We start from the raw sequence: 12,981 nt of genomic DNA on the forward strand, positions 1-12,981 counted from the left end.
GCGGTCAGTCCGCGGTGACGGCCGCGTAGGCGGCGAGCAGGAGGGCCGGGTCCGGACCCTCGAGGCGGCTGACGGTCCCGATGCGGTCCAGGACCACGAAGCGCAGCACGCCCGCGCGGGTCTTCTTGTCCCGCTTCATGGCATCCTCGAGCTTCGGCCACTGGCGGTCGCGGTAGGTCGTCGGCAGTCCGAGGGAGGTGAGCACGGCGCGGTGGCGGTCCACGTCCGCCTCGGAGAGCTTCCCCGCGAGGTGCGAGAGCTCCGCGGCGAACATCATGCCCACCGCGACGGCGGCGCCGTGGCGCCACTGGTAGCGCTCGTTGCGCTCGATCGCATGGCCGAGGGTGTGGCCGTAGTTGAGGATCTCGCGGTTCCCCTGCTCGGTGAGGTCCTCGGAGACCACGCGGGCCTTGATCCGGATCTTGCGCTCGACGACCTCCCGGAAGGCGTCGGAGGTGACGTCGAGGACGGCCTGCGGGTCCTCCTCGATGATCTCGAGGATCCGCTCGTCGGCGATGAAGCCCCCCTTGACCACCTCGGCGAGCCCCGCGGCGACGTCGTTCGCGCCGAGGCCCGCGAGCACGTCGAGGTCCTCGACGACGGCGATCGGGGGGTGGAAGGCGCCCACGAGGTTCTTGCCCTCGGAGGTGTTGATCCCGGTCTTCCCGCCGACGGCGGCGTCGACCATCGCGGCGACCGTGGTGGGCACCTGGAGCACCGCGATGCCCCGCAGCCAGGACGCGGCGACGAAGCCCGCGAGGTCCGTCGCGGCGCCGCCGCCGAGACCGATCACGAGATCCTGGCGGCCGATCTCGGCCTGCCCGCACACGCCCCACAGGAACCCGGCGACCTGGGCGGTCTTCGCCTCCTCGCCGTCGGGGACCTCCGCGGCGAAGGCCTCCCGGCCGGAGCCGACGAGGCTCTCGCGGATCTGCTCGGCGACCTCCCGCAGCGGCGGCTGGTGCACGATGAGCACGCGACGGGTCGCCTCGGGCACGAGCGCCGGGATCTCGGCGAGGAGACCGCGGCCCACGAGCACGTCGTAGCCGCCGGTCGGTGTGGTCACGGGGATCGTGGTGGTGCTCATGCGTTCTCCTCCTCGGCGCCGGGAGCCGACAACCCCAGCGTGCTGATGATCATGCGGGCAACGTGCCCGGGGCTGCCGCGGCCGGCGTCGACCCGGTGCGCGGCGAGGTCGCGGTACACGGGGCCGCGCTCCTCCATGAGGCGCCGCCAGCGCTCGAGCGGGTCGTCCCCCGCGAGCATCGGCCGGCCCGCGCCGCGGCCCAGGCGTCGCGCCGCCGCCTGCTCGTCGATCTCGAGCAGCACCACGGGCCGGCCGCGGAGCCGCTCCCCGGACTCCGGGCGGAGCGGGGCACCGCCGCCCAGGGCGAGCACCCCGGGCCGCTCCTCGAGGGCGCGGGCGAGGACCTCCGCCTCGAGCGCGCGGAACCCCTCCTCCCCACGATCCTCGAAGATCTCCGGGATGCCGCGGCCGGCGGCGGCGACGATCAGCTCGTCGAGATCGGCGAAGGGGACGCCGAGCCGTGCGGCGAGGGAGCGCCCCACGCTCGTCTTCCCCGCCGCCATCGGCCCCATGAGGATGACGAGCGGCCCGGTCACGGGCCCGTCGCTCACGAGGCCGGATCCGGGCGCCGTGCGCTCAGGTGCTCCTGCAGCTCCGCGGTGCCCGCGAGGTGCGCGCGGATCTCCGGGACGCTGTCACCACCGGCCTTCTCGAGGAGGGCGTCGGCGAGGGTCAGCGCGACGACGGCCTCGGCGATCACGGCGGCGGGGGCGACGGCGCACACGTCCGAGCGCTGGTGGTTCGCGGTGGCCTCGCCGCCGGTGGCGACGTCGACGGTGCGCAGCGCGCGCGGGACGGTCGAGATCGGCTTGAGGGCGCCGCGCACGCGGATCACCTGGCCGTTGCTCATGCCGCCCTCGAGACCGCCGGCGCGGTTCGTGACGCGGCCGAAGCCGTCCTCCTGCGGGACGAGGATCTCGTCGTGCGCGGCGGAGCCGCGACGGGCGGCGGTCGCGAATCCGTCGCCGATCTCCACGCCCTTCATCGCCTGGATCGACATGACGGCCTGGGCGAGGCGGCCGTCGAGCTTGCGGTCCCACTGCGTGTGCGAGCCGAGGCCGACGGGCACGCCGTAGGCGAGGACCTCGACGACGCCGCCCAGGGTGTCGCCGTCCTCCTTCGCAGCGTCGACCTCGGCGACCATCGCCGCGGAGGTCTCCGCGTGGAAGCAGCGCAGCGGGTCCTCGTCCAGGCGCGCGGCGTCCTCCGGCGCGGGCAGCGGGGCGTCCTCGGGGACGCGCACGGCGCCCACGGAGAGCGTGTGGGAGACGAGGCGGATGCCCGCGGCCTGCTCGAGGAGGGCGGCGGCGACCCGGCCGGCGACCACGCGCGCGGCGGTCTCGCGGGCGCTCGCGCGCTCGAGCACGGGACGGGCGTCCTCGAAGCCGTACTTGAGCATGCCGGAGAGGTCGGCGTGACCGGGGCGGGGGCGCGTGAGCGGCCGGTTCCGGGCGATCTCCCGCTCGTCGCCGGTGCCGGCGTCCACGACGAGATCCTCGCGCGGCACCGGGTCCGCACTCATGACCTTCTCCCACTTGGGCCACTCGGAGTTCGCGATCTCGATCGCGAGCGGGGAGCCGATCGTGAGCCCGTGGCGGAGACCGCCGTGGATCGTGAGCACGTCCTGCTCGAACTTCTGACGGCTCCCGCGGCCATGGCCGAGGCGACGCCGGGCGAGCGCCGCCCGCAGGTCGTCGCCGGTCAGCTCGATCCCGGCGGGGACGCCGTCGAGCAGGGAGATGAGGGAGGGGCCGTGGGATTCCCCGGCCGTGAGCCAGCGCAGCATGGCCCCGATTCTCTCACGTCGCCGCAGGCCCCGGCCCCCTCGTCCAGAGCGCCGGGGGCGGCACGGCGGCCGGACCCCGGAGCGCCGGGAGCGCTCGTCTCCCCGGCGCCGGGCCCGGACCGGGTCAGTCCTCCCCCAGCTCCTCGGAGATCCCGGGGGTGAGCTGCTCGACGAGCGGGACGACGTCGGCGATGCCGTCCAGCACGACGGTGGGCCGGTAGGGGTACTGCTCGATCTGGTCGGCGCGCGTCGAGCCGGTCATCACGAGGATCGAGCGCATGCCCGCCTCGAGGCCGGACTTCACATCGGTGTCCATCCTGTCGCCGATCATCACCGAGGTCTCCGAGTGCGCCCCGATCCGGTTCAGCGCGGTGCGCATCATGAGCGGGTTCGGCTTGCCCACGTAGTACGGGGAGATCCCCGTCGCGGCGGTGATCATCGCGGCGACGGAGCCGGTGGCCGGCAGCGGGCCCTCGGCGCTCGGCCCGGTCACGTCGGGGTTCGTGGCGATGAACTTCGCGCCCTGGCCCACGAGGCGGATCGCACGGGTGATCGCCTCGAAGGAGTAGGTGCGGGTCTCGCCGAGCACCACGAAGTCGACGTCGGTGTCGGAGAGGATGAAGCCCTCCTGGTGCATGGCGCTCGTGAGCCCGGCCTCGCCGATCACGTAGGCGCTCGCCCCGGGCTCCTGCTCCGCGAGGAAGCGGGCGGTCGCCAGCGCGCTCGTCCAGATCGACTCCTCGGGCAGCTCGATGCCGGCGCGGGAGAGGCGCGCCGCGAGATCACGCGGGGTGAAGATCGAGTTGTTCGTCAGCACGAGGAAGGGCCGACCGCAGCGCTGGAGCTCGGCGATGAACTCTGCCGCGCCGGGGAGGGCGGACTGCTCGTGGACGAGCACGCCGTCCATGTCGGTGAGCCAGCTGTGGATCGGGGACTCGTCGAAACCGGTGTTCATGCCCCTAGTGTGCACGCCCGCGAGGACTCGCGGCGACCTGCCCCTCCCCCGGGACGCGGAACGGCCCGACCCCCTTCCGGGGATCGGGCCGTTCCTCAGGCGCACCCGCCGGAGCGGGCGCTGATCAGAGGATCAGTTGCCGGTGAGCTTCGCGCGGAGCGCCGCCAGCGCCTCGTCGGAGGCGAGGGTGCCCTCGTCCGACGACGCCGACTGGTAGGACGCCTGCGCCGGGGCCGCGGGGGCCGAGGAGGACGAGGAGCTCGAGGCGCTCGCCGCCGGGGCGTTCGCGGACTCCTCGTCAGCCTTGATGGCCTCGGCGACCTGGGCCTTGTGCGCGGTCCAGCGCTCGTAGGCGGCCGCGTACTGGGCCTCCCACTCCTCGCGCTGGGCGTCGTAGCCCTCGAGCCACTCGTTGGTCTCCGGGTCGAAGCCGTCGGGGTACTTGTACTCCCCGTTGGCGTCGTACTCGGCGGCCATGCCGTAGAGCGCGGGATCGAAGGTCGAGTCGTCGCCCTCCGGGTCCACACCCTCGTTGGCCTGCTTGAGGGACAGCGAGATCCGGCGACGCTCGAGGTCGATGTCGATGACCTTGACGAAGACGTCCTGGTCGACGGTGACGACCTGCTCGGGCAGATCCACGTGACGCTGGGCCAGCTCGGAGATGTGCACGAGGCCCTCGATGCCGTCCTCGACGCGGACGAACGCGCCGAAGGGGACCAGCTTGGTGACCTTGCCGGGCACGACCTCGCCGATGGCGTGGGTGCGGGCGAAGAGCTGCCAGGGGTCCTCCTGGGTCGCCTTCAGCGACAGGGAGACGCGCTCGCGGTCCATGTCGACGTCCAGGACCTCGACCTTGACCTTCTGACCGACCTCGACGACCTCGGACGGGTGGTCGATGTGCTTCCAGGACAGCTCGGAGACGTGCACGAGGCCGTCCACGCCGCCCAGGTCGACGAACGCGCCGAAGTTGACGATCGAGGACACGGCGCCCTCGCGGACCTGGCCCTTCTGGAGGGTCTGCAGGAAGTCGGAGCGGACCGCGGACTGGGTCTCCTCCAGGTAGGCGCGGCGCGACAGGACCACGTTGTTGCGGTTCTTGTCGAGCTCGATGATCTTCGCCTCGATCTCCTGGCCGACGTACGGCTGGAGGTCACGGACGCGACGCATCTCGACGAGGGAGGCGGGGAGGAAGCCGCGCAGACCGATGTCGACGATGAGGCCGCCCTTGACGACCTCGATGACGCGACCGGTGACGACGCCCTCGTCTTCCTTGATCTGCTCGATCGTGCCCCAGGCGCGCTCGTACTGGGCGCGCTTCTTGGACAGGATCAGCCGGCCTTCCTTGTCCTCCTTCTGGAGGACGAGGGCCTCGATCTCGTCGCCGACGCCGACGACCTCGCCGGGGTCGACGTCGTGCTTGATGGACAGCTCGCGCGAGGGGATGACGCCCTCGGTCTTGTAGCCGATGTCCAGGAGGACCTCGTCGTGATCGACCTTCACCACGGTGCCCTCGACGATGTCGCCATCGTTGAAGTACTTGATGGTGGCATCGATGGCGGCCATGAGCTCGTCGGCGCCGCCGATGTCGTTGATGGCGATCTGGGGGGTCGTGGTCTCGGTCATGTAGTCAGGAACTCCGTCGGGACAGGAATGAGTAGGTACGGTGGACGTGCAGTGCCCGGTCGGGACCACCCTGATCCGTGCTCGGGCTGAGCCGTGCTCGGGGGTGATCCGTGGGGGCGGATCGATGCGCGAAGGCGCACAGACCCCCATCACCTTACCAGCCGCGCCCGCTCCGTGCGAGGACGCAGCCCTCCCCTGCGAGGATGCGGACTGTGACCTCCTGCACGCGGTCCGGGCCGCCCACGGGATCAGTGGGCGGCGGCGAGCCAGTCCTCGCCCACGCCGATGCCCACCTCGAGCGGCACCGAGAGCGTGTACGCGGAGCCCATCCCCTCGGCGACGAGCTCGCGCAGCTGCTGCTCCTCGCCCTCGGCGACGTCGAGCACGAGCTCGTCGTGCACCTGGAGCAGCACCCGTGAGGTGAGGCCCTCCTCCCGCAGCAGCGCGTCCACCCTCAGCATGGCGAGCTTGATGATGTCCGCCGCGCTGCCCTGGATCGGGGAGTTCAGCGCGACGCGCTCGGCGTTCTCGCGGCGCTGGCGGTTGTCGCTCGTGAGGTCCGGGAGGTAGCGGCGGCGGCCGAGGATCGTCTCGGTGTAGCCGGTCGCGCGGGCCTTCTCGACGCTCTCGCGGAGGTAGTCGCGCACACCGCCGAAGCGCTCGAAGTAGCCGTCGCGCAGCGCCGTCGCCTCGCCCTGGGAGATGCGCAGCTGCCGGGCGAGGCCGAAGGCGGAGAGCCCGTAGGCGAGGCCGTAGCTCACGGCCTTGGTCTTCGAGCGCATGGCGCCGTCGACCTCCTCCGGCTCCACGGAGAACACGCGCGAGGCGACGAAGCGGTGGAGGTCCTCCCCCGAGTTGAAGGCCTCGATGAGCCCCTCGTCCTCGGAGAGGTGGGCCATGATCCGCATCTCGATCTGCGAGTAGTCCGCCGTCATGAGCGAGACGTAGCCGTCGGAGCGGCGGAAGGCCGAGCGGATCCGGCGCCCCTCCTCGGTGCGGGCCGGGATGTTCTGGAGGTTCGGGTTGTTCGAGGAGAGCCGGCCGGTCGCCGCGATGTTCTGGTGGAAGGTCGTGTGGATGCGCGAGTCCGGCGCGATGAACCGCCGCAGGGTATCGATGATCTGCCGCATCTTCGTCACGTCGCGGTGCGCGAGCAGGTCCACCAGGAAGGGGTGCTGCGTCTTGTCGAGGAGGTCCGCGAGGGTCTCCGCGTTCGTGCTGTAGCCCGTCTTCGTGCGGCGCCCCTTGGGCAGGCCCAGGCGCTCGTAGAGCACCTCCTGGAGCTGCTTGGGCGAGCCCAGGTTGATGCGATCGCCGTCGAGGTGGGAGAAGGCCGACTCGGCGACCTCCGCCTGCCGGGTCTCGTGCTCGGCGTCGAGCTCCGCGAGCACCGTGTCCTCGACCGCGATCCCGGTGGCCTCCATGACCCGGATCACCTGGGACAGCGGCAGCTCGAGGTCGTCGTGCAGGGAGGTCGCCCCGCGCTCCTCGAGCTCGGCCCGCAGAAGCTCCGCGAGCCGTCGGACGGCGTCCGCCGTGCGGCCGAGCTGCTCGGCGTCGCGGGCGGCGGCGTCCTCGTCGCCCGCCCCGAGGTCGAGCTCCTGCTGCGCGGCCGCGGTCGTCACCTGGAGGTCCTCCTGGAGGTGGCGCAGCGCGAGCGCGGCGACGTCCACAGGGCGCTGGTCGGGACGGCACAGGAACTCGGCGATCGCGAGGTCCGTCGCCCAGCCGGCGACGGCGAGCCCGCGCCCTGCCAGCTGGTGGGTCGCGAGCTTCGTGTCGTGCGCGGACTTCGGGATGCCGGCGTCCGCGAGCCAGGCGGCGAGGGCCCGCTCGGCGGTGTCGTCCAGGCCGGAGAGGTCGATCACGGCGATCGACTCCTCGGTGGCGAGCGCCAGCTGGTGGGCATCGCCCTCGCCGAGCTCCCAGCGGCCCTCCACGACGAGCGCGGCGCCGCCGGCGAGCTCACCCTCGAGCAGGGCGGGCAGCTCCTCGGAGCCGGGGCGGGAGATCGGCGGCAGCTCGCGTGCGGCCTCAGCGGCCGCGTCGTCCGCGGTGCTCGCGTCGAGCAGCACCGCCGGGAGGTCCTTGCGGATGGTCGGACCGAACGCGAGCTCGTCGAAGACGGCGCTCACGGCCGCGGCGTCGCCGCGGCCCAGCACGCAGCCCTCGAGCGGGGGGAGGTCGAGATCGGTGACAGCGGCGTTCATCCGGCGGTTGCGCTCGACGTCCTCGACGTGGTCGCGCAGGGACTGGCCCGCCTTGCCCTTGATCTCCTCGGCATGCGCGAGGATGCCCGGGAGGTCGCCGTACTGCACGATCCACTTCGCCGCGGTCTTGGGGCCCACGCCCGGCACGCCGGGGAGGTTGTCCGCCTGCTCGCCGACGAGGGCGGCGAGGTCCGGGTAGCGCTCCGGCGGGATGCCGTACTTCTCCTCGACCGCCGCCGGGGTCATGCGCTTCATCTCGGTGACGCCCTTGACGGGCTGGAGCAGGGTGACCCGCTCCCCCACGAGCTGGATCGCGTCGCGGTCGCTCGAGACGATCGAGACCTCGATGCCCTCCGCGGCGTTGCGCGTGGCGAGGGTGGCGATGATGTCGTCCGCCTCGTAGTCCGGCACGGTGTGCCAGGCGACGCCGAGCGCGTCGAGCACCTGCTGGATGAGGCCGATCTGCCCCTTGAACTCCTGTGGGGTCTCGTCGCGGCCGGCCTTGTACTGGTCGTAGATCCGGTCGCGGAAGGTGCCGCCGGGCAGGTCGAAGGCCACGACCACGTGGGTGGGGCGCTCCGACTGGACGACGTTGAAGATCATGCGGGTGAACCCGTAGACGGCGTTCGTCGCCTGCCCGCGGCCGTCGCTGAAGCCGTCCGCCGGCAGCGCGAAGAAGGCGCGGAAGGCCATCGCATGGCCGTCGATGAGGAGGATGCGCCGCTCCTCGGGGTCGGTGGTCCCGGGGACGTCGGTGATGTCGCTCGCGCTCATGGCGAGCATCCTCCCACGCCCGGGCGACATCCGCCCGTCCGCCGCGGCCGGCTCCGCCCGCGCGGGCGGGTCGGTTGTGGCACCCTCGGGACATGGACGAACAGCTCCCCCGCCCTGCCGCCGAACGTGATCCCGGCACCCCGCTCGCCGCGATGCCCGAGGCCCTCCGCACCCAGCTCGAGGAGTCCACGCGCGGCACGCTCGTGGAGCGCCTGGGCATGCGCCTGGTCTCGCTCGGCGCCGACGGCGGCGTCATGACGATGCCGGTCGCGGGGAACACCCAGCCCGCCGGCCTGCTCCACGGCGGCGCCACGATCGCGCTCGCGGAGTCCGTCGCGTCGTTCGCGGCGATCCTGCGGGCCCGCGAGGTGCACGGCGAGGGGGCGCAGGCCGTGGGGACCTCCGTCTCCGCGCTCCACCACCGCTCGGGGAGGTCGGGCGAGGTGCGTGCCGTGTGCACCGTGCGCCACGCCGGCCGGCAGACGGCCAGCTACCTCGTGGACGTGCACGACGAGGCCGGTGCGCTCCTGAGCACGATCACCGTGCAGACCATGCTCCTGCCGCCGCGCTGAGTCGACGGCCCCGGCACCGGCGCCGGCACCGGTCACCACTGCTCAGGCGGGGATCTCGAAGCCCGTCGTGGAAGGCGCCTCGAGCGCCCCGGTCCCGGTGAAGGAGTACGTGCGCAGCTGCCCCGTGCGGGCGTCGCGATCCGCCCCGAGCTCGATCGCGCCGGACCGCCCCTGGTAGGAGACGGTGGTCGTGCCGCCCGCGATCAGCGCGTCGCGCAGCGCCGAGCGGCACGTCCCGTAGTCCTCGCACTCCTCGGCGCCCGTGAGCACCACGGGCACCTGGGCGGCGATCGCCGTGCCCTCCACGGACAGCGCCTGGTACGCGGCGAGGCAGAGGATCACGACCGCGTCGTAGGCCTGCTGGGAGTAGGCGTAGCCGCTCTTCTGGAGGGTCGAGTCCGCATTGAGCATCATGTTCACGTGGACCTCGGTGAGATCGCCGCCGGGCTCGTAGCCGGTGGCGCGGGTCATCGCCTCGGCGACCAGCCCCGCCTCGGACTGGTCCACGGTGCCGCCCGGGGAGAGGCGCACGGGCAGCTGGAGGTCCGAGCGACCGTTCTCCGTCGTGGCGTCCTGGAGGGCGGAGAGCAGCGCCCCGGACTCCGGGCCGCCGTGGACCACGAGCAGGGCGGGCTTCTTCTCGATGATCTGCCCCGCGAGCTTCCCCACGTCGCCGAGCTTCCCCGGCTCGTGGAAGGACTCCAGGACGATCGAGCCGGACATCGGGTCCAGGATCAGCTTCATCTCGTCGCGGAGGCTGTGGCCCTGCGCGGTGTCCTCGGAGACGATCGCGACGGTCCCGGGGCGGCCCCCGCGGTCGCTCGACCCGGACCACGCCTCCTCGGCGTAGAGCCCGGCGATCGCCCGTGTGCTCGGTGCGAGGCGGAACAGCAGGCCCGCGTCCTGCACCGCGTCGTCCCGCACGCTCATCCCCGCCGTCGCGACGTCGATGACCACCATCCCGGCCTCGGCGAACAGCGGCATCGCGGCGACGAGCGCGTCCTCGTCCAGCGAGCTGACGACGGCGGTGACACCCTGCTCCTGCCAGTCGGCGACCACCCCGGCGAGGTCCTCGCCCGCCGTCTCCTGGACGTGGCGCTCCGGACCGGTGACCTCCTGGCCGAAGAGCCCGTCCCAGCGGGCGTCGACGTCCGTGAGCGCCTCCTGCACCGCGAGGGAGATCGCGCGCTCCCACTGCGCGGTGCGTCCGTGGGAGGCGCCGATCGAGGCGATCACGAGCGGGGTCTCCGGCTCGCCGAGGGCGACACCGGTGGGCGGCGGGGTGGTCGCCTGACGGCGACCGCGACCGCGGGAGGGCAGTTGGTCGCAGGCGGAGAACGCCCCGACCCCGAGCGCCCCGATCCCGAGCCCGCGCATGAGGCGGCGACGTGAGATGGCCATGGTCCCCCTGCTCCCCCGCTCCTCGTGGTGCGCCGCTCCCCCCGCGGCACGACGGGAGGGCCGTCCCGCCCTCAGGGTGCGGACGGCCCTCGCGTCACTCCTTGGACTGCCCGCCGAGCTGGTCGACGACCGCGTCGGCGACCTCGCGCATCGTGAGACGACGGTCCATGGACGTCTTCTGGATCCAGCGGAAGGCCTCGGGCTCCGAGAGGCCCATGTTGGTCTGCAGCAGGCCCTTCGCGCGGTCCACGCGCTTGCGGGTCTCGAACCGCTCGCCGAGGTCCGCGATCTCGGACTCGAGCTGCACGATCTGCTGGTAGCGGGAGATCGCGATCTCCACGGCCGGGAGCAGGTCCGCCGGGGTGAAGGGCTTGACCACGTAGGCCATGGCGCCGGCGTCACGGGCCCGCTCGACGAGCTCGGTCTGGGAGAAGGCCGTCAGCATGACGACCGGCGCGAGGTTCTCCTCGCCGATCCTCGCCGCGGCGGTCACGCCGTCGGTCTGCGGCATCTTCACGTCCATGACGACGACGTCGGGGCGCAGCTCGCGGGTCTTCTCCACGGCGCTCTCGCCGTCGCCCACGGCGGCCAGCACCTCGAAGCCCGCCTCGGTCAGGGTCTCGACGATGTCCATGCGGATGAGGCTCTCGTCCTCCGCGACCACCGCCGTGCGGCGGGCGGCCGCGTCCTCGGTGCCGGTCTGCTCCGGGGCGTCGTCGGGAAGCGTGGTGGTGTCGTCGTTCATGTCACCCTGTGTCTCGGGAAAGGGTCCCGCACCTGCCGCGGGAGCGGTGCTCCGCACTGCACGTCGGCAGCGCGCGGCCGCGCTCGGCGGTGCACGGGACGGATGGTCATCGGCGCTATCCTAGTCCAGCCCCGTTTCCGGGGTGGACGAGCCGGATTGGCGGAATGGTAGACGCGGCGCACTCAAAATGCGCTGTCCGTGAGGGCGTGCGGGTTCGAGTCCCGCATCCGGTACCGCGGCGAGGGGCGCCTGCCCCCGCCGAGGACCCGACGACGACGCCCCCGGAGGGCCCTCGCGGGCCCTCCGGGGGCGTCGTCCGTGTCAGTTGTCCAGACCGGAGGCGATGCGGTCCGCCTCGATGCGGGCGGACTCGGTGCCGTCGAGGTCACCGATGCGGTGCACACGCAGCGTGTTCGTCGAGCCGTGGACCCCGGGGGGCGAGCCGGCCGCGACGATGACGAGATCGTTCTTCTGCAGGCCCTTCTGCTCGCGCAGCAGCTCGTCCACGACGGAGACCATCGCGTCGGTGTCCTTCTGCATCGGGACGAGGTGCGTCTCGGTGCCCCAGGACAGCTCGAGCTGACGCGCGACCTCGGGGTACGGGGTCAGCGCGATGAGGGGGATCGTCGGGCGCAGACGCGCCAGACGACGGGCCGTGTCACCGGACTCCGTGAAGGTCACCAGGTACTGCGCGGAGAGCTGGTCGCCGATCTCCGCCGCCGCACGGGTGATGGCGCCGCCGCGGGTGTGCGGGATCGTGCCGAGCGGGAGGATGCGGTCCGCCCCGTTCTCCTCGGTGTTCGTGATGATGCGGGCCATGGTCCGCACCGCCTCGAAGGGGTACTTGCCGACGCTGGTCTCGCCGGAGAGCATGACGGCGTCCGCGCCATCGAGGATGGCGTTGGCGCAGTCGGAGGCCTCGGCGCGGGTGGGGCGCGGGCTCTCGATCATCGACTCGAGCACCTGGGTCGCGACGATGACCGGCTTGGCGTTGCGGCGGGCCAGCTCGATCGCGCGCTTCTGCACGAGCGGGACCTGCTCGAAGGGGAGCTCGACGCCGAGGTCGCCGCGGGCGACCATGATGCCGTCGAAGGCACCCACGATCGAGCGCAGCGCACGCACGGCCTGGGGCTTCTCGATCTTCGCGATGACCGGGACGCGGCGCCCCTCCTCCTGCATGATCCGCAGCACGTCGTCCATGTCGTGCGCATCGCGCACGAAGGACAGCGCGATGAGGTCTGCACCGAGGTTCAGGCCCCAGCGGAGGTCGTCGATGTCCTTCTCGCTCATGGCGGGGACGGACACGGCGACGCCGGGGAGGTTGATGCCCTTGTTGTTGGACACGGGCCCGGGGACCTCGACGACCGTGGTGACGTCGGTGTCGGAGACGTCGGTGACGCGCACCGAGACCTTGCCGTCGTCGATCAGGAGCACGTCGCCGGGGCGGCAGTCGCCCGGGAGGCCCTTGAAGGTCGTCGAGACGCGGTCCCTGGTGCCGACGACGTCGTCGACCGTGATCGTGAAGGTGTCACCCACCTCGAGGAAGTGCGGGCCGTCCTCGAACTTCCCCAGACGGATCTTGGGGCCCTGCAGATCGACGAGGATCGCCACGTTCTGGCCGAGGTCCTCGGCCGCGCGCCGGATGTTCGCGTACACCTGCTCGTGGTCCGCGTGAGAGCCGTGGCTGAGGTTCATCCGGGCGACGTTCATCCCGGACTCGATCAGGGTACGGATCTGCTCATACGTGTTCGTCGCCGGACCGAGTGTGCAGACGATCTTCGCTTTTCGCATGTCAACCCATCTGTTGTTCCTGTAGGGGCCGCGGGCC

General features: G+C 72.2%; 10 protein-coding genes and 1 tRNA gene. 2 read left to right on the forward strand and 9 right to left on the reverse strand.

The window, feature by feature from the left end:
* Positions 1–4: 4 nt before the first annotated feature.
* The 6 genes from aroB to polA form a co-directional block, all read right to left on the reverse strand.
* Positions 5–1,087, reverse strand: coding sequence for a 3-dehydroquinate synthase (gene aroB / locus ACYVAP_RS08650; RefSeq protein WP_137770864.1), 1,083 nt, complete (start codon positions 1,085–1,087; stop codon positions 5–7).
* Complete coding sequence (locus tag ACYVAP_RS08655) at positions 1,084–1,638, reverse strand: shikimate kinase (protein ID WP_498860340.1); 555 nt, start codon at positions 1,636–1,638, stop codon at positions 1,084–1,086. Before ACYVAP_RS08655 ends, aroB begins: the two co-directional genes overlap by 4 nt.
* Positions 1,635–2,873, reverse strand: a complete 1,239-nt coding sequence (gene aroC, locus ACYVAP_RS08660; RefSeq protein ID WP_498860341.1) for a chorismate synthase — start codon at positions 2,871–2,873, stop codon at positions 1,635–1,637. The genes ACYVAP_RS08655 and aroC overlap by 4 nt, the downstream gene beginning before the upstream one ends.
* Positions 2,874–2,997: 124 nt before the next feature.
* Positions 2,998–3,828 (reverse strand): HAD-IIA family hydrolase, encoded by an 831-nt coding sequence (locus tag ACYVAP_RS08665; protein ID WP_259359990.1) that lies wholly within the window; start codon positions 3,826–3,828, stop codon positions 2,998–3,000.
* 132 nt (positions 3,829–3,960) lie between these two features.
* Positions 3,961–5,451 (reverse strand): 30S ribosomal protein S1, encoded by a 1,491-nt coding sequence (gene rpsA / locus ACYVAP_RS08670; protein ID WP_264449104.1) that lies wholly within the window; start codon positions 5,449–5,451, stop codon positions 3,961–3,963.
* 248 nt (positions 5,452–5,699) lie between these two features.
* Positions 5,700–8,435 (reverse strand): DNA polymerase I, encoded by a 2,736-nt coding sequence (polA, locus tag ACYVAP_RS08675; protein WP_498860342.1) that lies wholly within the window; start codon positions 8,433–8,435, stop codon positions 5,700–5,702.
* 92 nt (positions 8,436–8,527) lie between these two features.
* Between polA and ACYVAP_RS08680 the strand changes: the two genes are divergently transcribed.
* A complete protein-coding gene (locus ACYVAP_RS08680; RefSeq protein ID WP_413541862.1) occupies positions 8,528–9,007 on the forward strand; it encodes a hotdog fold thioesterase in 480 nt (159 codons plus the stop codon).
* 42 nt (positions 9,008–9,049) lie between these two features.
* Here ACYVAP_RS08680 and ACYVAP_RS08685 read toward each other — a convergent pair whose 3' ends face one another.
* On the reverse strand, positions 9,050–10,408 hold the full coding sequence (locus ACYVAP_RS08685) for an ABC transporter substrate-binding protein (RefSeq protein WP_498860343.1): 1,359 nt from the start codon (positions 10,406–10,408) through the stop codon (positions 9,050–9,052).
* A 94-nt stretch (positions 10,409–10,502) separates the two neighbouring features.
* Entirely contained in the window at positions 10,503–11,153 is a 651-nt protein-coding gene (locus ACYVAP_RS08690; protein ID WP_259359995.1) for an ANTAR domain-containing response regulator, read from the reverse strand.
* Between the two features lie 150 nt (positions 11,154–11,303).
* Between ACYVAP_RS08690 and ACYVAP_RS08695 the strand changes: the two genes are divergently transcribed.
* Positions 11,304–11,386, forward strand: a tRNA-Leu gene (locus ACYVAP_RS08695).
* Positions 11,387–11,474: 88 nt separating this feature from the next.
* On the opposite strand, the gene pyk is transcribed toward ACYVAP_RS08695, so the two are convergent.
* Positions 11,475–12,944 (reverse strand): pyruvate kinase, encoded by a 1,470-nt coding sequence (gene pyk / locus ACYVAP_RS08700; RefSeq protein WP_498860344.1) that lies wholly within the window; start codon positions 12,942–12,944, stop codon positions 11,475–11,477.
* Positions 12,945–12,981 lie beyond the last annotated feature (37 nt).

The sequence above is a fragment of the Brachybacterium horti genome (assembly GCF_054777615.1).

Bases quoted from the DNA above. Each gene is read 5' to 3' on its own strand.
- ACYVAP_RS08685 (WP_498860343.1), bottom strand. From the start codon at position 10,408: ATGGCCATCTCACGTCGCCGCCTCATGCGCGGGCTCGGGATCGGGGCG.
- ACYVAP_RS08665 (WP_259359990.1), bottom strand. From the start codon at position 3,828: ATGAACACCGGTTTCGACGAGTCCCCGATCCACAGCTGGCTCACCGAC.
- aroB (WP_137770864.1), bottom strand. From the start codon at position 1,087: ATGAGCACCACCACGATCCCCGTGACCACACCGACCGGCGGCTACGAC.
- rpsA (WP_264449104.1), bottom strand. From the start codon at position 5,451: ATGACCGAGACCACGACCCCCCAGATCGCCATCAACGACATCGGCGGC.
- ACYVAP_RS08680 (WP_413541862.1), top strand. From the start codon at position 8,528: ATGGACGAACAGCTCCCCCGCCCTGCCGCCGAACGTGATCCCGGCACC.
- ACYVAP_RS08690 (WP_259359995.1), bottom strand. From the start codon at position 11,153: ATGAACGACGACACCACCACGCTTCCCGACGACGCCCCGGAGCAGACC.
- aroC (WP_498860341.1), bottom strand. From the start codon at position 2,873: ATGCTGCGCTGGCTCACGGCCGGGGAATCCCACGGCCCCTCCCTCATC.
- polA (WP_498860342.1), bottom strand. From the start codon at position 8,435: ATGAGCGCGAGCGACATCACCGACGTCCCCGGGACCACCGACCCCGAG.
- pyk (WP_498860344.1), bottom strand. From the start codon at position 12,944: ATGCGAAAAGCGAAGATCGTCTGCACACTCGGTCCGGCGACGAACACG.